Source organism: Bacteroidales bacterium, from assembly GCA_016707785.1.
GTDB lineage: Bacteria > Bacteroidota > Bacteroidia > Bacteroidales > UBA4417 > UBA4417.
Genome location: JADJGZ010000008.1, coordinates 105,573 through 130,176 on the forward strand (window position 1 = coordinate 105,573; position 24,604 = coordinate 130,176).

General features: G+C 41.5%; 18 protein-coding genes. 16 read left to right on the top strand and 2 right to left on the bottom strand.

Going from position 1 to position 24,604, the window contains the following annotated elements; genetic code table 11:
• Positions 1–76: 76 nt before the first annotated feature.
• Entirely contained in the window at positions 77–1,282 is a 1,206-nt protein-coding gene (locus IPH84_06425) for a glycosyltransferase (GenBank protein ID MBK7172859.1), read from the bottom strand.
• Positions 1,257–2,765: an LptF/LptG family permease gene (locus IPH84_06430; GenBank protein MBK7172860.1), complete on the bottom strand. Its 1,509-nt coding sequence runs from the start codon at positions 2,763–2,765 to the stop codon at positions 1,257–1,259. The genes IPH84_06425 and IPH84_06430 overlap by 26 nt, the downstream gene beginning before the upstream one ends.
• Positions 2,766–2,940: 175 nt before the next feature.
• On the opposite strand from IPH84_06430, the gene IPH84_06435 reads away from it, so the two are divergent.
• From IPH84_06435 to IPH84_06510, 16 genes are all read left to right on the top strand, one after another.
• Positions 2,941–4,137: a GNAT family N-acetyltransferase gene (locus tag IPH84_06435; GenBank protein MBK7172861.1), complete on the top strand. Its 1,197-nt coding sequence runs from the start codon at positions 2,941–2,943 to the stop codon at positions 4,135–4,137.
• An 89-nt stretch (positions 4,138–4,226) separates the two neighbouring features.
• The gene (locus IPH84_06440; protein ID MBK7172862.1) at positions 4,227–6,074 is read left to right on the top strand and encodes a T9SS type A sorting domain-containing protein; all 1,848 of its coding nucleotides are present in this window, start codon (positions 4,227–4,229) and stop codon (positions 6,072–6,074) included.
• Positions 6,075–6,231: 157 nt separating this feature from the next.
• On the top strand, positions 6,232–6,630 hold the full coding sequence (locus IPH84_06445) for a hypothetical protein (GenBank protein MBK7172863.1): 399 nt from the start codon (positions 6,232–6,234) through the stop codon (positions 6,628–6,630).
• Positions 6,519–8,108 carry a T9SS type A sorting domain-containing protein gene (locus IPH84_06450; protein MBK7172864.1) on the top strand — a complete coding sequence of 530 codons (1,590 nt, stop codon included), beginning with the start codon at positions 6,519–6,521 and terminating at the stop codon, positions 8,106–8,108. Before IPH84_06445 ends, IPH84_06450 begins: the two co-directional genes overlap by 112 nt.
• 131 nt (positions 8,109–8,239) lie before the next feature.
• On the top strand, positions 8,240–10,099 hold the full coding sequence (locus IPH84_06455) for a T9SS type A sorting domain-containing protein (protein MBK7172865.1): 1,860 nt from the start codon (positions 8,240–8,242) through the stop codon (positions 10,097–10,099).
• A gap of 331 nt (positions 10,100–10,430) precedes the next feature.
• On the top strand, positions 10,431–10,991 hold the full coding sequence (locus tag IPH84_06460) for a hypothetical protein (protein MBK7172866.1): 561 nt from the start codon (positions 10,431–10,433) through the stop codon (positions 10,989–10,991).
• Complete coding sequence (locus IPH84_06465; GenBank protein ID MBK7172867.1) at positions 10,891–12,309, top strand: T9SS type A sorting domain-containing protein; 1,419 nt, start codon at positions 10,891–10,893, stop codon at positions 12,307–12,309. The genes IPH84_06460 and IPH84_06465 overlap by 101 nt, the downstream gene beginning before the upstream one ends.
• Before the next feature lie 265 nt (positions 12,310–12,574).
• Positions 12,575–14,221 (top strand): GDP-mannose dehydrogenase, encoded by a 1,647-nt coding sequence (locus IPH84_06470; protein ID MBK7172868.1) that lies wholly within the window; start codon positions 12,575–12,577, stop codon positions 14,219–14,221.
• A gap of 314 nt (positions 14,222–14,535) precedes the next feature.
• Positions 14,536–15,513: an SH3 domain-containing protein gene (locus IPH84_06475; protein MBK7172869.1), complete on the top strand. Its 978-nt coding sequence runs from the start codon at positions 14,536–14,538 to the stop codon at positions 15,511–15,513.
• Between the two features lie 750 nt (positions 15,514–16,263).
• A complete protein-coding gene (locus IPH84_06480; GenBank protein ID MBK7172870.1) occupies positions 16,264–17,496 on the top strand; it encodes a sigma-54-dependent Fis family transcriptional regulator in 1,233 nt (410 codons plus the stop codon).
• Positions 17,497–17,722: 226 nt separating this feature from the next.
• Positions 17,723–18,232, top strand: a complete 510-nt coding sequence (locus tag IPH84_06485; GenBank protein MBK7172871.1) for an LptE family protein — start codon at positions 17,723–17,725, stop codon at positions 18,230–18,232.
• 165 nt (positions 18,233–18,397) lie between these two features.
• Positions 18,398–19,183 carry a hypothetical protein gene (locus tag IPH84_06490; GenBank protein MBK7172872.1) on the top strand — a complete coding sequence of 262 codons (786 nt, stop codon included), beginning with the start codon at positions 18,398–18,400 and terminating at the stop codon, positions 19,181–19,183.
• A 29-nt stretch (positions 19,184–19,212) separates the two neighbouring features.
• Complete coding sequence (gene secG / locus IPH84_06495; GenBank protein MBK7172873.1) at positions 19,213–19,548, top strand: preprotein translocase subunit SecG; 336 nt, start codon at positions 19,213–19,215, stop codon at positions 19,546–19,548.
• Between the two features lie 254 nt (positions 19,549–19,802).
• Positions 19,803–20,081: a co-chaperone GroES gene (locus tag IPH84_06500; protein MBK7172874.1), complete on the top strand. Its 279-nt coding sequence runs from the start codon at positions 19,803–19,805 to the stop codon at positions 20,079–20,081.
• Positions 20,082–20,111: 30 nt separating this feature from the next.
• Positions 20,112–21,752, top strand: coding sequence for a chaperonin GroEL (gene groL, locus IPH84_06505; GenBank protein ID MBK7172875.1), 1,641 nt, complete (start codon positions 20,112–20,114; stop codon positions 21,750–21,752).
• Between the two features lie 167 nt (positions 21,753–21,919).
• Positions 21,920–24,604: a glycoside hydrolase family 3 C-terminal domain-containing protein gene (locus IPH84_06510; GenBank protein ID MBK7172876.1), complete on the top strand. Its 2,685-nt coding sequence runs from the start codon at positions 21,920–21,922 to the stop codon at positions 24,602–24,604.

The window sequence follows — 24,604 nt, forward strand, 5'->3', positions numbered from 1 at the left end:
GGTTGCATGTATTGCCTGATGGCAAAATTAAAAAACTATTGGAAATAAGGGTGAAAATGAGATTCTGTGAGGCAGATCAATGGTTTTTTATCAGTCGCTGGTAAAAGCTCACCAATCTTTCAATAAGCACATGGTTATCGTGGAGTGATAGCATGAGCTTTCTTGCATTTTCAGCCAGTTCCCGACGAAATTGTTTGTCATTTACCACACGGTTGATAGCTTCAATAAACTGCTCCCTGGTATCAGCAATAAGAAGATGTTCTCCGTTTTTATATTCTATGCCTTCGGCTCCAATGGTGCTTGAAATAACTACTTTACCAGCAGTCATTGCCTCAATAATTTTTATCCTGATACCACTTCCGGAGAATAAAGGAACGATCATGATATCGTGTTGTTTCATGAAATCCCTGGCATCAGGGACTTCTCCTTCGATAACCAGGCCCGGACTTTTGAAATGAAGCATCCATTCAGGCATTTTGCGGCCTGCCAGGTGAAGCTCAATTCCGGGGTTTTTAGCCGTTACTTCCGGCCAGACTTTATTCAGGAACCATTGAATTCCTTCGGCATTTGGAATCCAGTTCATTGAACCGATGTTGAAGAGGTCAGGGGTTGCAGTATCGCGGGTACTGACCGGGTAGTGTTGAGGGTCAATACCAAAAGGTACGGCCAAAACAGGCACATTCCTGGCATTCCGTCCAAAGAAAACGGCATCAGTAAATGTTATGGAGACTATGCCATCCACTTTATTAATGACATTCATTTCATAATCCCGCAGACTTAGATACAATTGATTGAGATAATGTTTTTTGAACGGGATACGGCAATTTTCAGCAATTCTTTTCCAGATAAGATGTTCAATATTATGTGCCCTGAGTACCACAGGTGCTTTACTGTGCTTTCTTATAATATCCAAATAGACGGTAGTATAAAGCATTTCTACCTGGATGATATCGAAAGTATCCTTTTTCAGAATCTTTTCGAGTTTTTCAGCGAACTCAGTATTTCTGAATCTGGATACATGATATGATGTGCCTGAAATATAATTTGAGAGAGCGGCCAGAGGTTTTATTGACAGGTCGATATAGGCAAATTCAATGCCGGTATTTTTAGCAAATTCTTCAGGAAGTGTGATTGGGTCAACAGCATATTTATTGGTATTGGCAGCCAATACCTTAACCTGGTGGCCGGCTTCGAGCAGACCATTGATAATGGCATACATTGCGATAGGTCCGCCTTCATGAAGGGGCCAGGGGGATTTATTGCAGAGAAGAAGAATCTTCATTCGTTTTTTTGGTTTTCCTGAATTTTCCAGGGATAAGTTTCTCCAGCAGAAGTTTGTATTTCTCTGCATCCAGGAGGTTTGAGTCAGTTGAGGCTTTATAGGTAAGGAAAATACCTACAGGCAGAAAGACCAGCGTTGAGATCCACATACCTTTCCAGGAATCAGCTACACCAGATCTGGCCGCCTTTTCTCCGGTAAAAGATATCACATGGTATGCTACAAAGAGGAGAACTGATACGACCAATGGCATTCCAAGTCCACCTTTCCTTATAATGGTGCCAAGAGGTGCGCCGATCAGGAAAAGTGCAAGGCAGGCAAGTGAAAGTGTGAATTTCCTATGCCATTCAATTTCATATCTCGCTTTGAGTACTGAGGTATCCCTGATATTTTGCTGATTAAATTCGAATGAACCTTTTGCATTTCTTGCCAGGCTCAAAGCATTGTTAACAATTTTGAGCTGTTCCTGTTTATTTCTGCCATCGAGTAAAGCTTGAACTTTCACGGGTTTAAGCTTAGACATTGAGCTATCAGTGAGGTTGGAGCGCAAGAGGAAAGAGTAATAACTCAGTAAGGATTGATTGAGGTCTTTGGCTTTTTTTTGAACATCTTTTGACAACGAGTCAGCAGCATAGTTTAACTGTTTCACGTTCAGCATATAGTAAGCACTTCTGAAGAATTCATCATTTGTGCGGGTCATTTTGAATTGGGAGAGATCAAATTTTATCACCTCTTCTTCGAAAAATGTACGCTGGAATGGTTTTTTGAGATCACTATTCCGCCCCATTTTTTCCTCATAGTTTGAACCATTGTATAAAGTAAGCATGAGGAAGTTGCCGTCTTCAGTTTGTTCCATTCTTCCTGAGTCTGCCACTGTCAGGTTGGTATTGCCCTGAAATTTGGAATGGTCATAAATCATGATTTCGCGGAGTGTCACTTTATCTTCATCTTTTTTTCCTACTTTAATGACATAACCGTCGAGTCCTGAATACCAGATACCTTCCCTGATATTTAAGGCCATCTTTTTCTGGCGAACATCATAGAGTATCGTTCTGAACTTCAGGTTAGCATAAGGGAAAACAATATTTGAATAGTAGAATGCCCCGATACTCAAAAGAAATGCGAAGATTGCCAGAGGCATCATAATTTTTCTGAGTGAAACACCGGCAGCTTTAATTGCCACCAATTCATACCTTTCACCAAGGTTGCCGAAAGTCATTAACGATGCCAACAGCACTGACAAAGGCAATGCCATAGGGACAAATGTAAATGATGCATAGAAGAGCAATTGGGCAATGATATTCCATTCGAGGCCTTTTCCAACAAGGTCATCGACATATCGCCACAGGAATTGCATCAACAGAACGAAAACCGCTATGAAGAATGTGGCTATCCCGGGGCCGACATATGAACGCAAAATAAGCAGGTGCAGTTTCTTCACTACAATAACAACTAATGCGCTGCAAAGGTAATGATTTTCGATCAAGGGTTGGATTTGAGTCTTTCAGTTGTTTTGTATTATTCCTTCCGGCCTTCAGGAGATGATTCATCCATGATTTAGGTTATATTTCAGGTTATCCTTTGTTATCAATGTCAGATCAAAACCTTCATTTGTCAATATGAATTTTCTTTACATTTGTTCTGCAATAATTGTTCAAATCATGAAATACCGGCTGATAGAGGTCCATGACAAAAGAACAGCCAGGATCTTCCTGGATGTGGCCAGGAGATTATACAAGGGCGACCCTGATTTTATTTGTCCGCTTGACAGTATGATTGATGGAGTATTTGATCCCACGAGGAATACATTTTTTTCTCATGGTGAAGCAAAAAGATGGATATTATTGGATGAGAATGAACAGTTGGCAGGAAGAGTTGCAGCTTTCATTAACAGGCGCAAGGCATTTACTTTTCAGCAGCCCACCGGAGGCTTAGGTTTTTTTGAGTCAGTAAATGATCAGGAAGCTGCCTATATGCTTTTTGATATTAGTCGGGAATGGTTGGCTGCGAGGGGAATGCAAGCTATGGATGGCCCTATAAATTTTGGAGAGAATGATAATTTTTGGGGACTATTGGTAGAAGGGTTTATGCCTCAGAGTTTTGGGATGAACTACAATCCTCCTTATTATCGGTCTCTATTTGAAGGATATGGTTTCAGGCCTTATTTTGAACAGGTCACGAATCATTTGAATTTGAGGAAACCATTTCCGGAAAGATTCTGGAAGATTGCAGATTGGGTCCGGCAAAAACCTGAGTATCAATTTCGACATTTCAAATTAGAGGAATCTGATACATTCATCAGTGATTTTCTGGAAGTATATAATGATGCATGGCAGTTTCATGAAAACTTTACACCGATAGAGCGGCCGGCGCTCGAGCAAACCATTAAGGAAATGAAGTCCATCATGATACCGGATTTTATATGGTTTGCCTATCATGGAAATGAGCCTATAGCTTTTGAGGTTATGATTCCGGATGTGAACCAATTATTAAGGTATTTTAATGGCCGTCCCACAATATGGGCCAAACTGAGAATCGGGTTAAAGGGAAGAAAGAATATTTTTACCAGGTCCAGGATAACTATTATGGGGGTAAAGACAAAGTTTCAGAAGTCAGGAATTGAATCTGCCATTTTCTGGCATATGGACAAGATGATGAAGCGTTTTCCCGGATATGAAGAGGTTGAGCTTTCGTGGGTAGGAGATTTTAATCCAAAGATGAGGCTGCTACATGAATCAGTGGGGGCGACATTTGCCAAGAAACACATCACGTTCAGGAAGATGTTTTCTGAAGATGCAGAAGCGGAGCGATCATCCATTATACCCAGAGATACGAAAGAGAAAGCCATTAAGGGTTAAAATATGACTGAATAGTTGAATAGCTAAGAATAAATGATGTAATTTTACACTATTGCAAACCATACGCATAACTTTAAATAAATAATACTATGAAAAGAACCTTACTCCTTTTGTTCTCATTTTTAGCTGCCTGGGGATTTGCCCAGGAGAAGGCAACAGTACCTGCTGCCGTTAAGAATTATATGGTTACTGATGCATGTAATAAAGGCATCAAGGAATCGCAGAACCCCAGTCAGACGGTTATTCCTTACCAGGCAACCCGTTATGAACTGGCTACAGAAACCCAGGTTGGAATGACTGTGTATGATTTGCAGTCGAATTCGGGATCACCTTCCGGCAGAACTTACCTGTATCCTGATGGATTCCTGGCAACTGTCTGGACCCGGGGTATGACACCTGCCAGTTATTCAGAAAGAGGTACCGGTTATAATTATTTTGATGGTACACAATGGGGCCCTGAGCCAACAGCAAGGATTGAAACACAGCGTACCGGATGGCCGGGATATGCTCCATGCGGTAATGGTGAGATAGTAGCTGCCCATCATAACACTGCCGGCCTGGTTGTTTCAAAGCGGGCAGCAAGAGGAACCGGGGCATGGATTCAATCCATTTTAGCCGGACCTGCAGCTGCAGTTGATATCTCCTGGCCAAGAATTGTATCAACCGGTGCCAACCATGATACCATTCATATTCTTGCTTCCACCTATTCAGCTTACGAAGGTCAGGATCTGGCATTATTATACTATCGCTCAAATGATCAGGGTGCTACCTGGGATATTCAGCATTATATTGATCCTGCTATGAATTCGACAGCATATTATGGGTTTTCAGGTGACTCTTATGTTTTTGCTGAACCTTTCGGAAATAACTTAGCTTTCCTGGTTGCTGACAGTAAGAATGACCTTTTTATTATGAAATCGGCTGATGCCGGTGATACCTGGACAAAAACTGTTGTTTGGGAACATCCATATCCTATGTTAAATGTTGCCACTACTGCCACCGATACATTATATGCGCCGGATGGAGCTGCACATATGTCGTTTGACAAGCAAGGAAAGTTACATGTTGTTTTTGGAGTTTACAGGGTACTTTTCAATGGTGACAATACCTATAGTTACTGGCCGGGCCTTTCCGGAATTGCTTATTGGAATGAAGATCAGCCTACTTTCACAGGTGGTGACCAAATGAACATCCTTAATCCGGACCTTCTTGATGTTAATGGAAGCCTGATTGGTTATTATAACATTGACTGGGATGGAAATGGATCCCTGGATATCCTGGATGATTATGGCAATTATGGTTTAGCATTTGGAACTATGCCTCAAATTGCTTTTGATGACAACAACAATGCTATCCTGATTTATTCGAGCATTATTGAAGGATTTGACAATGGTTCTCAGCAGTACAGGCATATTTTTGCCAGGGCTTCCAGTGATAATGCGCAGACCTGGGGACAAATTGTTGACCTCACCAATGATCCTATCCATATTTTTGATGAATGCGTTTTCCCGGTAATAGCTCAAACCGGAGATGGTGAAAACTGGTATTTTGCCTATCAGTATGATAATGAACCTGGTTTAGCCATTCAAGGAGATGAAGATACACCTACTGACAACTTCATTAGTATGTTCAGTGTTTCAACTTTACTTAATGAAGTTAAGGAACTCAATAAACCATCTGTTGTTGTGGTTTCCAATACGTATCCCAATCCTTCACAGGGAGTTACCCGTTTTGACCTTAATCTTGAGAAGAGTTTTAATGTATCTTATTCTGTTACTTCTATTTCGGGGCAGCAATTGTTGTCAAGTAATTTAGGAATGATAAGTGCAGGACGACATACACTCCAACTCGACAATAAGAGCCTTTCTTCAGGTATCTATTTTCTGAATGTAAAGGTTGGGGAGAAAACTTATACCAATAAGCTAATTGTTGAGTAAGTTTTAAATTCAAAAAATCAGGCTATTCCTGAGGATAGCCTGATTTTTTTTACAGTAAAAAATAGGTTCACACTTAAATATTTATACTTTTGTCAAGTAATATTCCTGAGAAGAAATCCACTTTACAAATTATGTTAAACAATAAATCAATCAGACGATGAAAAAAGGGTTACTCTTGTTATTTGCGCTGAGTATTGGATTTATGTCCTTTGCCCAGGAACGTGTCGCAGTTCCTAATTCACTGCGTAACGTTAAGTTTACCAAAAATGTGCATGATGCCGTTCTTGAGCAGACCAATCCTCTTGTAGGCATAGTTGGTAATGATGCACCTACTTATGGATGGCCGGAAGATTTGGCCGGAAGCACAATTTATGACCTGCAATCCAATGCTGCTTCACCAAACGGAAGGTTAATCCGTTTTGATGATGGTACTTTCAGTGCAGTATGGACAAGGGGTACAGGCCCTACCGTTCATATGCAGATCGCGGAACCGGTTACAATTATTATGATGGAACCACCTGGGGTGCTGATCCAACCGGCAGGGTTGAAACAGTAAGGGCCGGATGGCCTTCACTTGCAAAATGTGGCCCTGATGGTGAAGCTTTTGTTTCACACAGAAGCGGAACTACTGCACTGCGTTTCAACAAAAGGGCAACCAAAGGCACCGGTGCATGGACTGAATCAGAAATTCCTACTCCAGCCGGAGCATCAGGACTTCTTTGGCCTCGTATGGTTAGTTCAGGAGCTGATCACAACACACTTCATATCATAGCTCTTACCGCTCCAACAGGCAATGGCGGAACTGTTTTCAATGGACAAGATGGTGCAATGGTTTACACCCGTTCTACTGATGCAGGTGCTACCTGGTCAACTCCTGCTGTTTTACCTGGTTTAGGTGCCACAGATTATGTTGCTTTTGGTGGGGATTCCTATAATTTTGGTGAGCCAATGGGTGATAACATTGCCTTTACGCTTTGTGATAACTCCAATGACCTTATCGTAATGCGTTCTTCAGATAATGGTGTAACCTGGACCAAGACCGTTGTTTGGGAACATCCTTATCCAATGCTCGATCCTGCTACCACAGCTACTGATACTCTATATGCACCGGATGCTGCAGCAGCACTTGCTTTTGATATGAATGGAAAGCTTCATATGGCTTTTGGTGTTTATCGCCTTTATTTTACAGGTGCTGGTAGTTATTCCTACTATCCAGGTTTATCGAACATCGTTTATTGGAATGAAGATCAACCTACTTTCACTGGCGGTGATCAGATGAATATCCTCAATCCTGATTCTACTTACGAGCAGGGTGTAGAAATTGGAACTTACCTGATTGACTGGGATGGAAATGGTGAGTTGAATTACATTGATCCTTTTGATTATGGTGATTATGGACTTGCTTGGGCCAGTATGCCTCAGTTGGCATTTGATGAAAATAACTACGGTATTTTCGTTTATTCAGTGTTAGCTGAAAACTTTGATAATGGAACTCAGCAATATCGTCACTTATGGGCTCGTGCATCAAGCGACAACGGTGCTAACTGGGGTGTGATCAATGAACTTTCAGATGATCCTATCCATATGTTTGACGAATGTGTATTCCCATCGATAGCTGCCGGTTCTGATGATGTAGCATGGTATTTTACCTATCAGCTTGATAATGAGCCAGGACTTGCAGTTCGTGGCGATGAAGATCCAGCCGGTGACAACTACATCAATTTCTACCATCTTTCAAAACTTCTCAACCAGGTTGGTGAGCCTGGTGCAGCTGATAAATTTGCTGTTTCTGCCAACTATCCTAACCCAGTTGACGGACTTACCACTATTGATGTTACCCTTACAAAAGCTGCTCCTGTAGCTGTAACCCTTACTGGTATTACCGGACAGGTTATCAATACCACTAATTATGGTACACAGGCTGCCGGTTTAAATAAACTCGTTATCAATGCTTCCAACCTCAGCAGTGGAATTTACTTCTATACTGTAACTGTTGGTCAGCAGAAAGTTACAAGGAAAATGATTGTTAAATAGTCATTTTTACTTAATAATTCGGAAAGGCTGCCTTAACTGGCGGCCTTTCTTTTTTATATATCAGGCTACAGAATTATTATCTTTGTTTATATCATTGACAAATCACAATTTTAATCATTCAACTTATCAACATGAAAACGTTTCTACTGAGTTTCATCTGTTCCCTGTTTATTTTGGCAGCAACAGGTCAGGATCGGATTCCCTTGAATGCTGCATTGGAAAATGCCCCTGCACAAAAACCCCGGTTTGTGCAATCAGGGCAGAATCCAATCAGTGATGTGATCTATAAATCACCTTCACTTATTTCTTTCCCTGAAGCCTTAATCGGTGGCACTATATACGACCTTCAGTCCAATGGCTCAACACCCTTTGGCCGGGTTCTTATGTTTGATGATGGTACTATGGGAGCTGTCTGGACCCGTGGAATGAGCCCTACTGCATATTCCGACCGGGGTACAGGATATAATTATTATGATGGATCTTCATGGAGCGATGAGCCCTTCGAACGCATTGAGACTGTAAGAACCGGATGGCCGTCATTAGCTCAACTGGGCAGCAATGGCGAAGTGGTGCTTGCGCATGGTGCATCTGGTGGTCTTGTAATGAGCAGGCGCTCACCTAAAGGTTCGGGCAGCTGGACACAATCTACCCTTCCACTGCCATCAGGAGTGAATACTACCTGGTGGTCGAGGATGGTGACCGGTGGTACAGATAAGAACACTATTCATGCGCTCGTACTCACATTGCCAACAGCCAATGGAGGATTAGTATACCAGGACCAGGATGGAGCTTTGCTTTATTATCGTTCGTTGGATGGTGGTGATAACTGGAATGAACAAGGTATTATTATCGATGGTTTAGGGTCAGCCTATTATACGAATTTTACTGCCGATACTTACACCTGGGTGGAGCCACAGGGTGACCACCTTGCTTTTATTGTCAGTGACACCTGGAGCGATTTAATTGTTATGGAATCGGAAGATAACGGTACAACCTGGCAAAAGACCATTGTTTGGGAGCATCCGTATCCTCATTGGAACGGAGAAGTTACAGATACGATTTATTGTCCGGATGGGTCTGCACATGGTGCATTTGACAAAAATGGAAAGCTACATCTTGTATTTGGGGTTAATAGGGAGATGAGTGATGGCTCAGCCACTTCATGGTTTCCCTTTGTCGATGGTGTCGCATACTGGAATGAGGATATGCCAGCCTGGACAGGAGGAGATCAGCTTCATTGTCTTGATCCGGATTTATTATACCAAAGTGGCCACCTTGTTGGATGGATGCAGGACATAGATGGAAATAATTCAATTGACCTTGTAGGTAATACTGTTGAAGCCATTGCCAAGTATTACCTGAGCCCTTCCAGTTTCCCGCAGATTGCTTTTGACCAGGAAAACAATGCAGTTCTTATTTATTCTTCTATTACTGAAGGGTTTGACAATGGTGCCCAGGATTACAGGCATATTTGGGCCAGGGCATCAAGTGATAATGGTAATAGTTGGGGTCAATTCCTGGATGTTACCGATGACCCTGTACATATGTTTGATGAATGTGTTTTTCCGGTGATTTCAGCCGGTTCAGCAGAAGATTGGTATTTCCTGTATCAATATGATAATGAACCTGGCCTTGCCATAAGAGGTGACGAGGATTCCCCAACTGACAATTACCTGAGTTTTTATTACTTGTCAAAGATCATTAATCGTATAAATGATCCGGCCATTGAAAAAGCTGCTGTATCACAATCCTATCCCAATCCAGCATCCACTCAGGCCTATATCGATGTTACACTTCCACATGCCGGTTTTGTGAACGTTCAAGTATCATCTTTATCCGGAGTCCTTATATCCAGCACAAATCATCAGGATCTTACACCGGGCATTCATCACCTGTCTATTGATACAAAACAAATTCCTTCAGGAGTTTATTTCATTCATCTTTATTATAATGATCAAGTGATTACGAAGAAACTCATTATTCAGCATTAAAAAATGGATTAGGCATTTTGCACCCTTATCTTTTATTGTTGTTCCTTCAGCCCTGTATAATGCTAACTTATACAGGGCTTTATTATTGGTAATCAGTTATTTGAAATTTCTAATTCGATGAAATACCCAGTTTCTTCGCCAAAAGCAATGCTGCTTGATTTAGCAACACTCATCCATTGATTTTCGTCATTCATCGAGTACATTTTTCTTCGCTTTCATACGGTCTTAATTTAGGTGTATACTTTCGGAAGTCAAAGGCAATATAATCTATGACTTCGGGGAAGATTGTTTTTAAATACATCTGAATCATTCACCTTAAATATTTTGAATTATGAGACCAATCGTACTTGCAATTGCTTTCCTGGTTATAGGCATTTCTACCTATTTATATTCCCAGGAACGAACAGAACCCATCAAGAAGCTATCACAATATTCAAAAACACGTCCTAAATTATGTAAGGATGAATTAATCAATACGTTGCCCTATCAGCAAGGTTCCCCATCGAAGATGGGATTTGCTGAGGATTTGCTTGGATCGACTGTCTATGATCTTCAAACCAATAGCTCCTCACCGTTTGGCCGCCTTGTGCGTTTTGACGACGGGACATTCGGTTCGGTCTGGACCAGGGGTATGAGTCCAACTGCATACAGTGACAGGGGTACCGGGTATAACTATTTTGATGGGACTTCCTGGTTGGCTGATCCAACAATTCGACTGGAAACTTTAAGGACAGGTTGGCCTTCTATTGCCAAACGTGGTTACACCGGAGAAGCTGTAGTTTCTCACAGGAATGCGACATCACCATTATGGTTTATGTATCGAACTTTTAAAGGAACCGGTAACTGGACTGAATCAACCATCATATCCTCCGGCAGGTGCCAGCGGGATTGAGTGGCCAAGGATGGTAAGCAGTGGTGATAACCGTAACACTCTTCATGTTATTTCACTTACCGGACCTACTGCCAATGGTGGCACTGTATTTAATGGCCAGGATGGTGCAATTGTTTATACCCGGTCTACCAACATGGGTTTAGCCTGGTCGACACCGGTAGTGCTTCCGGGGCTGGGTTCCGACTATTACCGTTCATTTAGCAGTGATGTGTATGAATTTGCTGAACCTCAGGGTAATAATTTGGCATTTGCAATTGTTGACAACTCAAATGACATGATTCTGATGCGTTCCTCTGATAATGGAGAGACCTGGCAGAAGAAGGTTTTATGGGAGCATCCTTATCCAATGCTTGACCCTGCGACAATGGCAACTGATACCCTGTATGCACCTGATGGATGCGTTTCACTGTCATTCGACAATACCGGTAAGCTTCATGTTGTTTTTGGGGTTTACCGTATGATGTTTCTTGGTGATGGAACATATACCTATTGGCCGGGACTTTCAGGTATTATGCATTGGTCTGATGATATGCCTGCTTTCACAGGGGGTGACCAGAAAAATATACTGGATCCTGATTTGCTTGATGCTCAAGGAATTCAGATTGGGTATTACAATATCGACTGGAATGGTGATGGAGAGTTAAATTACCTGGATGGAGATGATTTTTATGGAAATTATGGATGTGGTTGGGCGAGTATGCCTCAAATAGCCTTTGATGAAAACAATTATGCCATCCTTATATACTCATCGTTAATTGAAAATTTTGACAACGGGATTCAGAATTACAGGCATATCTGGTGCAGGGCTTCCAGTGACAATGGTGCCACCTGGGGGCCTGTAATTGATATAAGTGACGACCCGATTCACATGTTTGATGAATGTATTTTCCCATCAGTGAGTTCAGGGTCGGATGCAGAAAACTGGTATTTTACCTACATGATTGACAATGAGCCAGGGCTTGCTGTGCAGGGAGATGAGGACCCACCCAGTGATAACTATTATAATTTTTACCATTTGTCGAAGATTTTCAATGGGGTAAATGAATCACCGGCAGAAACCAAAGTATCAGTGAGTCAGAATTATCCTAATCCTGTTGTGGATGAAACATTTATCAATATCAGCCTTTCCTCTGCGGCAAAAGTCAGGCTTACGCTTTATAATACTGACGGGCAGCGAATCAAAGATATCAATTACGGAGAATTGCCTCTAGGGTTAAACACGTTAGGAATCAGTATTCCTGAAATTGATACTGGAATTTATTTCTATAAAATCCATGCAGGGAATGAAATTTTAACAGGTAAACTGGCTGTAAAATAGATATAGACCTGAATCAATAGAAGAGGCTGTCTCTAGTGGAGGCAGCCTTTTGTTTTATTTCTGAAGGCTAAAATGTTAAGTATCTGAATAAAACCAGGACAATTTTTCAATGACTCATGTTTGTTTTAGCAATACAGCCTTTAGTGGGCTATTTACTTTTTTTCAGAACTTAATTTGTTAAAATGGTTAATTCCCGGGAAATTCATAGATTTGAAGATCAAAGTCTTAAATTCATCATTTTCAGAACTCTAAAAAACCAAAAGCTATGGCAGATCTAATTAAATATTCAATAAGTCCAACAGGGGAGCAGTTTGCAATTCCCAAACCTTCGGAATTTCCGGCTGAGAAGCAGCGAATTTTTAATTTGGTTGAAGAAGCCAGGGCGAAAGAAATGGAGATTGTTGTTGTGATGGGGGTTGGTTTTGTTGGTGCTGTTATGGCAGCAATTGTAGCTGATACCTGTGATAAGGATGGTAAGCCTTCGAAGTTTGTGATAGGTTGTCAACGACCCAGCCAACGAAGTTATTGGAAGATCCCCATGCTTAACAAGGGAGTATCTCCGGTGAAAGCTGAGGATCCGGAAGTGGATAGGATTATTGAGCGATGTGTTATTCAGAAGAAGACCCTTACGGCCTCTTTTAACAGTGATGTTTTGGAATTTGCTGATGTCGTAGTAGTAGATGTGCAGTGCGATTTTGCAAAACAGGATCTGGGTTACATGAAATCGGGTGAGGCTGATATGGCAGCGTTGGAAGCTACTTTAAAAACAATAGGCGAAAAGATACCGGCCCATTGTCTTACCTTGATTGAAACAACTGTAGCTCCAGGTACTACTGAGTTTGTTGCGTGGCCAATATTGAAAAAGGCCTTTGCAAAGCGGGGAATTAAATCTGTTCCTTTGTTAGCTCATAGTTTTGAGCGTGTTATGCCCGGGAAAGAATATGTTTCCAGCATCCGTGATTTCTGGAGAGTTTGTTCAGGCTGCGATGCCGACGCCCGCAAGAAGGTAGAGAAGTTCCTTCATGAAGTACTGAATACTAAGGACTTCCCTTTGACAGTGATGGATCGCCCCATTGAATCAGAGACTACCAAAATTGTAGAGAATTCATACAGGGCCACTATTTTGGCTTACCTCAATGAATGGAGTATTTTCGCTGAACGTAATGGTGTTGACCTGATCAAGGTAATCAATGCTATTAAAATGCGTCCGACGCATAGTAATATGATTTTTCCCGGACCCGGGGTTGGAGGTTACTGTCTGCCAAAAGATGGAGGATTAGGATATTGGGCATATCGACATATTTTGGGTTTTGAAGATGGAGATGAAATATTCAAAATCACGCCAACAGCAATTGACATTAATGATACAAGGGCTTTACATGTAGCAGAACTGACCAGGGATGCTTTACGGAATATGGCTCGTTATATAGCAGGTGCTGATGTGGTACTTTGTGGTGCCAGTTACAGGCAGGATGTGGGTGATACCCGATATAGCGGGAGTGAGATGGTAGTAAGGAAGTTAACTGAGATGGGCGCTGAAATCCGTATTCATGATCCTTATGTTGATCATTGGTATGAGTTGGAGTCGCAGGATGATTATCCGGCACCCGGGCATTCATGGAGTCGTTTTTTCAGGAATCAGGAGCATCTGACTGAAAGCAGGGTTGAAAAAGATCTCCCGGCTGTTCTGAAAGGTGCTGAAGCCTTGATTCTCGCCGTTCCGCATAAAGAATACCTGGGTCTAAATCCAGATGATATTGTGAAATGGGTAGGTCAGCCTTTAGCAATCATTGATTGCTTTGGTATTCTTTCAGATCAGGCTATCAGGCGTTATTTTGAACTTGGTTGTGAAGTAAAGGCTCTGGGACGGGGACATATTCAGAGGATTAAGAATGAGGTGAAGCAAGGATAAAGTGCCTAGAGTGAGCTAGAGTGAGCTAGAGTGCCTAGAGTTCATAGAGTGAGTTAGAGTGCATAAAGTACATGGAATGCCTGGAGTGAGTTTGTAGTGCCTTAGAGTGTTGATTGTCAATTCACACACTTTTATCAACTTTAGCTAGTTCACTTTAGTTCACTTTAGCTCACTCTAGTTCACTTTAGCTCACTCTAGTTCACTTTAGTAGTTCACTTTAGCTCACTTTAGCTCACTTTAAGCACTTTTTCTAAGGTATAAATTGAACTTTTTCCCTTATATTTTGTATATTTAGTAATCTTAATCATTGTATTATGGAAACAAAATTTGGTTTTACATTAATGGCTGCATCAGAGTTCGGTCCCTGGCTCAAGCAGCAGAGCATAAGCAGAGCAATCAATGTTATCCAGATTCACCATACCTGGTTGCCTAATTATGGAAATTTTAACGGAAACAATCATTTTGAAAAGTTACAAGGTATGAAAGCTTCTCATCTGGCGAGGGGCTTTAGTGAAATAGCTCAGAATATTACTATTTTCCCGGATGGTAAAGTAGGTATTGGCCGATCACTTAATACGGTGCCGGCAGGAATTTATGGCCAGAATGGCAAGGGCATTTGTATTGAGAACCTAGGGGATTTTGACCTTGGGAAAGACCAGATGACACCTGCACACAGAGATGCAATTATCAATGTAACTGCTCATTTATGCAACAAATTTGGATTGGTTCCTGATGTTAATTCAGTAGTTTACCATCATTGGTATGATTTAAAGACAGGCCAGCGCACAAATGGAAGCGGGAACACAAAGACTTGTCCGGGTACAGGATTTTTTGGTGGTAACACAGTTGCTGCCGCCCAGCAGAATTTTATTCCATTAGTAGTAACCGCTTTTGACTCAATTAAGAAACCGGAAGTTGTTAGCCAGGAAACTTTTACTCATGGAATTGTGATTTCAAATGGAGCACTGAACATAAGAAAAGGCCCGGGTGTCTCCTATGACAAAGCTGGATCACTAAACTCCGGTGCTTCGGTTAAGATTTTTGAAGAAAAACCTGAATGGTATCGGATAGATAAAGATGCATGGGTTTCTTCAAGATTTATCAGTAAAGTTCAGCTCGGGGAGATCAATGTAGATTCTGCAGGAGTATATGCTGGTCCGGGTGGGACCTTCAACCTGCTTAATACCCTTGCTACCGGGGATGAAGTTATGGTGCACACCATTTCCAATGGATGGAGCAGGATCGATTTTATCGATAAATGGGTGAAATCATCACTGATTACTATAAAATAGCATTCCAATAACCTAAAGTTGATTTTTGGTATTTCTTTTTAAAACGATATCATTCAAATCCAGCGAGTAGGTTCTAATATTATAATCCTCATTCTCAAATTGCTATTGAGAATGAGGATTTATATTATAGGAGCTATTATAATCAAGTTGAAGGCAGATAGTCTAAGAGCCTCAAATAAGATTCGTAATACATTCGTGAATTCGTGGCTTAAAATGGCTTAAAACAGCTCCAGTTTTAAATAAAGTTGCCACGAATGCACGAATAAAAGAACGAATAGGATTCGTAATACATTCGTGAATTCGTGGCTTAAAACAGCTCCAATTTCAAGTAAAGTTGCCACGAATGCACGAATAAAACAACGAATAGGATTCGTAATACATTCGTGAATTCGTGGCTTAAAAAAGTTCCAATTCTAAATAAATATAGTTGCCACGAATGCACGAATAAAAGAACGAATAAGATTCGTAATCCATTCGTGAATTCGTGGCTTAAAAAGCTCCAATTTTAAATAAAGTTGCCACGAATGCACGAATAAAAGAACGAATAGGATTTGTATATCAAGCCCCCAGTAAGGCAGGCAAAAGGAATAGCCATGGGAATACAGCTTTCAGTTCCAGGATATTACTTCTGTATTTCTGATTAACTTCCTGTGTCATAATGGCAGATATCTGCCAAAATCTGTTAATAATTTATTTATGAATGATTTGAAGCCTTACCTTTGCGAGGTTTATGATAAAGGTCTTCATTGGATGGATATTCAGACTATTAAACAGAGATTTGGAATCATTGGAAATTCACCTGCACTTGAAAGGGGTATAGATATAGCCCGTCAGGTAGCTCCTACAGATATAACAGTCTTAATTTCAGGGGAGAGTGGGGTTGGGAAAGAATCCTTTCCCCAGATCATTCATCAGCTGAGTGCCCGGAAACATGGCCCTTATATTGCTGTAAACTGTGGTGCGATACCGGAGGGTACAATAGATTCTGAGCTCTTCGGACATGAAAAAGGTTCTTTTACAGGGGCTCTGGAGGCAAGGAAAGGATATTTTGAAGTTGCAAATGGTGGCACCATATTCCTGGATGAAGTTGCGGATCTGCCTTTATCTACACAGGTGCGATTGTTACGGGTGCTTGAAACCGGTGAATTCATCAAGGTGGGATCCTCGAAAGTGCAGAAAACTGATGTCAGAATTGTTGCAGCCAGCAACATCGATATCCCGAATGCCATTGAAGAAGGACGTTTCAGGCAAGATCTTTATTATCGGTTGAATACGGTACCCATTCATGTTCCTCCTTTAAGGGAGCGCAAGGAAGACATTATTTTATTGTTCAGAAAATTTGCCACTGATTTTGCAGAGAAATACCGCATGCCTATGCTTGAACCTGATGAAGAAGCAAGGCAGATACTGATGAATTACCGGTGGATGGGGAACATCAGGCAATTAAAAAACCTGGTAGAGCAGATTTCTATCATTGAGCAATTCCGAATAATTACAGGTGCTATCCTGAGAAAATATCTCCCTGAAACTATGAATAGGGAGCTACCGGTGGTATATCATGAAAACCAGGGGAAGGGAGACTTCTCTGAACGGGAGCTTATGTATAAGATCTTGTTTGATATGCGACGTGATATTAATGAACTGAAGAAAATGATTCTTGATGTTGCCGGACCGGAAGCATTAAGCACACAGCTGCATTCTTCAGTAAACAGTTCCCTGGACCAATTGTATCATGAAATGGATACTTCACAACCGGAAACCGGGCATGCAATTGTACATCAGCCACAGCCGGCAGAAGTTGATGAACCTTTTGCTCCCTCATTCGTCCTGGAGGAATCACTTTCCTTGCAACAAAAGGAGATGGATATGATTAAGAGGGCACTTGAAAAATATGCGGGAAAACGCAGGAATGCTGCCAGAGAATTGGGTATTTCAGAAAGAACCTTGTATAGAAAGATCAAGGAGTATGGGATTAAGGGGTAAAGAGTTTTGGGATGTCTGATGTCGGATGTCGGATGTCTGATGTCTGATGTCGAATTTTGGATTTTGGTCCGCCAGCTGGCGGATGGATTTTGGTCATAGAATTAGATGAGACACTAAGTTGAATACACCCATCACTGGATAAGAAAGATTGCTATTGCCTGATGAATTTTATGAGAACTCATTGTAATGTTTGTTGAGGCTGAAAATATTCACAACCAAAGAAAACATGAAAATACGACCAGCTGCCCTGTTCTTTTTAACTGTCATTCTCCTAATCACATCGGGATGCGGCATATACTCTTTTACAGGAGCTTCAATTTCACCGGATGTAAAGACGATCTCCATAAAATATTTTGTTAACAATGCAGTGATGGTTCAGCCGACATTGAGCAGGCGGTTTACTGAAGCGTTGCGGGATAAATTCACGAACCAGACCAATCTCAGCATGGTGAGTTCGGGGGGCGACCTTGCCATTGAAGGAGAGATAACAGGTTATACAACTGAGCCAGTGGCAATACAAGGTGATCAAAAAGCAGCTCTTCAGCGGCTTAAGATTACAGTTAATGTCAGGTTTGTGAATGCCAAAGATGAGAAGCAAAATTTTGAAACCAGTTTTTCAAGGTTTGCAGATTATGATGCAAGTAGTCGACTTTCAGATGTGGAAGATGGTTTGATTGACCAGATCAATGAAGAATTGACGCAGGATGTCTTCAACAAAGCGGTTGTTAACTGGTAATGTCTCATAGCAATTAAGCACAAAAAATACTCAGATTCATATAGAATGCATAGGGCACAACTTGAGCAATACATTAATAATCCAGCATCACTTGATGAGAAGTCAATTGAAGGGTTATGGCAATTGGTTAAGGAATATCCCTATTTTGCTACTGCCAGGTTATTATTGGCTAAGAACCTGGAGATGACAGGTCATGAAGCCTATCCACTGGCATTCAGGCTAGCAGCGGCTTACGCTGGTGACCGGAGTTTACTCAAGCAACTCATGGAGCCTGTTCAATATCCTGCTCCTATTGAAGTGGAGGAACAGTTTGTATCCCCTCCGGAAATTATCATGCCGGAAACGAAAATTGAGGTTGTTGTCGGTAATGAGCCTTTAAATACAAGTGAAGAGGTTAAGAAGACTGAGGAAATAATTTCCGAATTGAATAGCAATGTTACAATCGGGGAAGAAGTAGAAATGCAGTCGGAGGAAAGCAAGAGTGCTTCTCCTGGGATCGATTTGATAGAGGACGAATTTGGGAAAGAGGTTATTATTCGAAAAGAAGAGGCAAAGGAGGAAAAAGTTTATTCACCCATGATTGACTTAATCCGGCAGAGCTTACAGAAAGCAAGGGATAATGAAAGAGGGGCAGAAGTTATAGAGCCAAGTATTTCCGCAGCATCTGATAAAGTAAAAACCTCTAAAAGGCAAGCGTTAATAGATAAATTCATCAAGGATGAACCTAGGATCAGTGCTCCGAAGAAAGAGTTCTTCAATCCTGAAGATCATGCCCGTCAGAGTTCAGTAGTTCATGAAGATTTGGTGAGTGAAACCCTGGCAATAGTATATGTAAAGCAGGGGCTCATTGGGAAGGCCATAAAAATTTATGAAAAATTGATATTGTTAATTCCCGAAAAAAGTAGTTACTTTGCAGGCCGTATTGAAGAATTACGAAAAGAACATAAGTAACTCATTTTAAGTAACATAATAATTGCCCTATGACTGCGTATATTTTTGTTTCGGTACTGATCTTAATCGCATGTATCCTTTTGATCCTGGTTGTACTTGTTCAAAATTCGAAAGGTGGGGGTCTTGCATCTAATTTCTCCTCATCAAACCAGTTTATGGGTGTTAGAAAGACTGCTGATTTTCTTGAGAAAACAACATGGACCCTGGCTATCATCCTGTTATCACTTAGTTTGCTTTCCATTTTTGTGATTCCACGTAATCGTGGGACCCAGGGACAGGCAGATACTGAACTTCGCGAGACCATTGATGATAAGGCAGCACCTGTTCAGGATTTCCAACCAAATCCTTCAGAAAAGGACAAATAAGAATTTTATTTACTTTTTTAAAAGAATGTCAGAATGTCACAGTATTCTGACATTCTTTTTTTATTGGTATTCAGCAGGATATTGATTTAATTACTTTGAAAATCGGCTATGGATGTAACAGTGCCTAAAGGCAGCTAAAGGAGCATCTGTTAAAATGACACTGAATCTGATGAAAAAATGCTTTGGCATGGAATGTGTCTAGGGCAGGCAGTCGAAAACATAACTTAAACTTTATAAATAAAACTCAAAACGAAATGGCACAGGTAAACGTAAAACCATTGGCAGACCGAGTATTGGTTGAGCCGGCAGCCGCCGAACAAAAAACCGCAGGTGGAATTATCATTCCGGATACTGCTAAGGAAAAACCACAAAAAGGAACAGTTGTAGCTGTTGGAAATGGCAAAAAGGATGAACCTATGACCGTGAAGGTTGGTGATTTAGTTCTTTATGGTAAATATGCTGGAACTGAAATCAACGTTGACGGCAGGGATTACCTTATCATGCGTGAAAGCGATATACTCGCAGTAATTTAAAGAATTGTAAACCTTAAAATTAAATATCAAATGAAATCAGCAAAGGAAATTATTTTTGAGATAGAAGCACGCGACAGGCTTAAGAAAGGTGTTGATGCTTTATCTAATGCTGTCAAAGTAACTTTAGGACCTAAGGGTCGTAATGTGATTATAGAGAAAACCTATGGTGCACCGGTTGTTACCAAGGATGGTGTATCTGTAGCCAAAGAAATAGAATTAAAGGATGCGGTTGAAAATATGGGAGCCCAGATGGTAAAGGAAGTTGCTTCCAAAACCTCTGATGTAGCCGGGGATGGTACAACTACTGCTACTGTTCTTGCACAATCCATTATAGCTACCGGTTTAAAGAATGTAACTGCAGGTGCCAATCCAATGGATCTGAAACGTGGTATAGACAAGGCTGTTATTGCCGTTGTTGCCCATCTTAAGAAACAATCCGTGGCAGTGGGTGACAGTATTGAAAAAATCGAGCAGGTTGCTACTGTTTCTGCAAATAATGACAATACCATCGGTAAACTGATTGCCGAAGCTATGGCCAAGGTGAAGAAAGAGGGTGTTATCACTATCGAAGAAGCCAAAGGAATAGAAACAACTGTTAAGGTTGTTGAAGGTATGCAGTTTGATCGTGGTTATATCTCCCCTTATTTTGTTACTGATGCTGAAAAGATGGAGGCTTCATTTGAAAGTCCTTACATCCTGATTCATGATAAAAAAATCAGTGGAATGAAAGACCTTCTTCCTATTCTTGAGAAGGTAGTTCAAACAGGCCGCCCACTGCTTATCATTGCCGAAGACGTTGATGGTGAAGCATTAGCTACCCTGGTTGTGAATAAGATCCGTGGCTCACTTAAAATTGTAGCTGTTAAAGCTCCTGGTTTTGGTGACCGTCGTAAGGAAATGTTACAGGATATCGCCATCCTCACCGGCGGAACCGTTGTTTCAGAAGAACAAGGGTATCGTTTGGAAGATGCAGATTTATCCTATTTAGGTCAGGCTGAAAAAATCAGTATTGATAAAGATAATACTACTATTGTTAGCGGAAAAGGCGAAAAAGAAGCAATTTCAGCCCGTATCAATCAGATCAAAGCCCAGATTGAAACTACTACTTCTGATTACGATCGTGAAAAACTCCAGGAACGTCTTGCTAAATTAGCCGGAGGTGTTGCTGTTATCCAGGTTGGTGCAGCAAGTGAAGTTGAAATGAAAGAGAAGAAAGACAGGTTTGATGATGCATTGCATGCCACACGCGCTGCTAATGAAGAAGGTATCATTCCTGGTGGTGGTGTTGCTTACCTGAGAGCAATTGCATCACTTGATGCAGTTAAAACTGATAACGAAGATGAGGAAATCGGTGTAAATATTGTACGTCGTGCTCTTGAAGAACCTCTTCGCCAGATTGTTGCCAATGCCGGACTTGAAGGTTCGATCATTGTTCAGAAAGTAAAGGAAGGCAAAGATGATTTCGGTTTCAATGCACGTACTGAAACCTACGAAAACCTATATGCAGCCGGTGTTATCGACCCAACCAAGGTAGCTCGTGTAGCCCTTGAAAATGCTGCATCTATAGCAGGAATGCTGCTCACCACTGAGTGTGTTATTTCTGAAATAAAGGACGAAAAAGAAGCCCCAATGCCTAACCCAGGAATGGGCGGAATGGGTGGAATGTACTAAGATTTACATTCTATTGTTTTTGAGACAGTCCCGTCAATATTGGCGGGACTTTTTTATTTCCGGGATTACATAGCGTATTTTCTACCTGAACATCCTATCTCTTAAAATTCAGGTCAATGATCGGTACTTTATTAATATTTTTACAAACCATTCCAATCTGTAAATCTATGAAAGCTGTTTTGTCCCCGGGGTATTGCTTGTTTCTTTTGCTATTCTGTTTCAGCGCAGCGAGTCAAGCGCAGGATATTTTGCCTTATAAGAATCCATCTCTGGGTATTGATGAAAGAGTAAAGGATTTGTTAGGTCGCATGACAGCCGATGAAAAATTCTGGCAGTTGTATATGATTCCCGGTGATTTGAGTCTAGGAAAGGAGAAACTGAAGCATGGAATCTTTGGACTGCAGGTGGATGCTAAGGGTGAAACTACAGATGCCGCAGGACAGATGTTAACCTACGGAGGATCCAGTGATGCAAGTCTGTTTGCTGAAAAGGTCAATGAGATACAGCGATTCTTTGTGAATGAAACACGGTTGGGAATACCCATTATTCCTTTTGCAGAGGCACTGCATGGTCTTGGGATGGGAGGAAGTACATCCTTCCCCCAATCGATAGGACTTGCAGCCAGTTGGGATACTTCCCTGATGAGGCAGGTTTCTTCTGCCATTGCCATTGAGGTGAAATCCAGAGGAATCAGGCAGGTTTTAGATCCGGTTATCAATATTGCCAGGGATGTCAGATGGGGAAGAGTGGAAGAGACATATGGTGAAGATCCATACCTTACTTCATTGATGGGATCTTGTTATATCGATGCTTTTGAAAAAATAGGTGTGATCGCTACCCCTAAACATTTTGCAGTGAATGTAGGCGATGGTGGGAGGGATAGCTACCCGATACATTACAATGAGCGTCTCCTAGAAGAAGTATATTTCCCGGCTTTCAAGTCAGGATTTCAAAAAGCAGGTGCGCGTTCTGTGATGTCATCGTATAATTCGCTGGATGGGACTCCATGCACGGCACATGACTGGTTGTTGAACAAGAAGTTGAAACAAGAGTGGGGCTTCCGTGGATTTGTTATTTCAGATGCCTGTGCTGTGGGCGGAGCTAATGTACTTCATTATACAGCGGCCGATTATACTGAAGCAACAGAAGATGCAATGGAAGGGGGATTAGATGTCATTTTCCAGACGGACTACGAACATCATACCCTCTTCAAAGATGCCTTTGATAAAGGGTTGATCCCTTCATCTGTGATCGACAGTGCGGTTACCAGGGTACTTAGGGCTAAGTTCCAGTCTGGTTTATTTGAAAATCCATATGTTGACAGCAAGGAGGCAGGAATCTGGAATGGCCATGCCCTGCATCGTCAGCTTGCATTGCAGGCAGCCAGGGAATCTATAGTTTTACTCGACAATAAAGCCGAAACGTTACCTCTGAATGCCGGGATAAAAAGAATTGCGGTGATTGGGCATGATGCTGTTGAGGCCAGGTTAGGGGGGTACAGTGGTCCTGGAATTAATAAAGTCAGCATATTGGATGGCTTGCGCAAACATGCCCCGGCAGGTATGGAAATAACGTATTCACCGGGATGCGGAAGAAGCTTCGAGCCTTATCGTGTGGTTCCATCAGCAAATCTGAGTTCCACAAAATCTGATTTAAAGGTTCAAGGACTTAAAGGGGAGTATTTTAATAATTTAAATCTGGTAGGAACACCAGTATTAACCCGAACCGATTCCCAGCTATCTTTTGGATGGACGCTCTATTCTCCGGATCCTGCATTAGCCTTTGATTGTTATTCAATACGATGGACAGGCAAAATCATTGCTCCGTCTACCGGGACCTTTCATCTGGGGATGGAAGGAAATGATGGCTATCGGCTCTATTTTGATGGTAAATTACTCATTGACAACTGGCAGAAATCTTCATTCCAAACCCAGATGGTAGAAGTTCAATTTATACAGGGGAAAGAATATGATATCCGTGTGGAGTATTTTGAGAGTTCGGGAAGTGCACGGCTGAAGTTGATCTGGGATGCAGGAATCGATAAACAAACCGATGAACAGATAAAAGAAGCTGTGAAAACTGCTATGGATGCAGATGTTGCTGTTATAGTAGCCGGTATCAATGAAGGCGAATTTAATGACAGGGCTTTTTTAAAACTTCCGGGTAAACAGGAGGAAATGATACAGGCAATTTGTTCGGCAGGAAAGCCTGTAATTGTAGTTTTAACAGGTGGAAGTGCCATTACGATGAATACCTGGAAAGACAAGGTAAGTGCAATCCTGGATGTATGGTATCCCGGTGAAGCTGGTGGAGATGCAGTTGCTGAGGTGATTTTTGGAAAATATAATCCAGCAGGTCGTTTACCTATAACCTTCCCTGTTTTCGAAGGGCAGCTGCCTTTAGTATATAATCATAAACCTACAGGGAGGGGAGATGACTATACAGACCTCACTGGCATGCCGTTATTCCCTTTCGGATATGGATTAAGTTATTCGAAATTTGAGTACTCTGATTTGCAGATTGATCATCCGGGTATTCAGGCAGGTCAGACTGCACATGTTCGCTTTAAAGTCAGGAATATTGGAAAACTTTCGGGTGATGAGGTTTGCCAGCTATATATACGGGATGAACTGGCGTCAGTGGCTCGTCCGGTTAAAGAACTGAAGGGCTTTCAGCGCATCACACTTGCTCCGGGAGAAGAAAAAACGCTAAGTTTTGAAATATCACCGGAATCCTTAAGCATGTTGGATATAAACAATAAACTGACCATAGAGCCAGGGATTTTCAGGATTATGATTGGTGCTTCTTCTATGGATATCAGGTTGATGGGTAACCTCAGGGTTATTGAATAA

Bases quoted from the DNA above. Each gene is read 5' to 3' on its own strand.
- IPH84_06480 (MBK7172870.1), top strand. From the start codon at position 16,264: ATGGATATTCAGACTATTAAACAGAGATTTGGAATCATTGGAAATTCA.
- IPH84_06485 (MBK7172871.1), top strand. From the start codon at position 17,723: ATGAAAATACGACCAGCTGCCCTGTTCTTTTTAACTGTCATTCTCCTA.
- IPH84_06500 (MBK7172874.1), top strand. From the start codon at position 19,803: ATGGCACAGGTAAACGTAAAACCATTGGCAGACCGAGTATTGGTTGAG.
- IPH84_06475 (MBK7172869.1), top strand. From the start codon at position 14,536: ATGGAAACAAAATTTGGTTTTACATTAATGGCTGCATCAGAGTTCGGT.
- IPH84_06425 (MBK7172859.1), bottom strand. From the start codon at position 1,282: ATGAAGATTCTTCTTCTCTGCAATAAATCCCCCTGGCCCCTTCATGAA.
- IPH84_06435 (MBK7172861.1), top strand. From the start codon at position 2,941: ATGAAATACCGGCTGATAGAGGTCCATGACAAAAGAACAGCCAGGATC.
- secG (MBK7172873.1), top strand. From the start codon at position 19,213: ATGACTGCGTATATTTTTGTTTCGGTACTGATCTTAATCGCATGTATC.
- IPH84_06455 (MBK7172865.1), top strand. From the start codon at position 8,240: ATGAAAACGTTTCTACTGAGTTTCATCTGTTCCCTGTTTATTTTGGCA.
- IPH84_06440 (MBK7172862.1), top strand. From the start codon at position 4,227: ATGAAAAGAACCTTACTCCTTTTGTTCTCATTTTTAGCTGCCTGGGGA.
- groL (MBK7172875.1), top strand. From the start codon at position 20,112: ATGAAATCAGCAAAGGAAATTATTTTTGAGATAGAAGCACGCGACAGG.
- IPH84_06450 (MBK7172864.1), top strand. From the start codon at position 6,519: ATGGACAAGGGGTACAGGCCCTACCGTTCATATGCAGATCGCGGAACC.
- IPH84_06465 (MBK7172867.1), top strand. From the start codon at position 10,891: ATGCGACATCACCATTATGGTTTATGTATCGAACTTTTAAAGGAACCG.
- IPH84_06445 (MBK7172863.1), top strand. From the start codon at position 6,232: ATGAAAAAAGGGTTACTCTTGTTATTTGCGCTGAGTATTGGATTTATG.
- IPH84_06470 (MBK7172868.1), top strand. From the start codon at position 12,575: ATGGCAGATCTAATTAAATATTCAATAAGTCCAACAGGGGAGCAGTTT.
- IPH84_06510 (MBK7172876.1), top strand. From the start codon at position 21,920: ATGAAAGCTGTTTTGTCCCCGGGGTATTGCTTGTTTCTTTTGCTATTC.
- IPH84_06460 (MBK7172866.1), top strand. From the start codon at position 10,431: ATGAGACCAATCGTACTTGCAATTGCTTTCCTGGTTATAGGCATTTCT.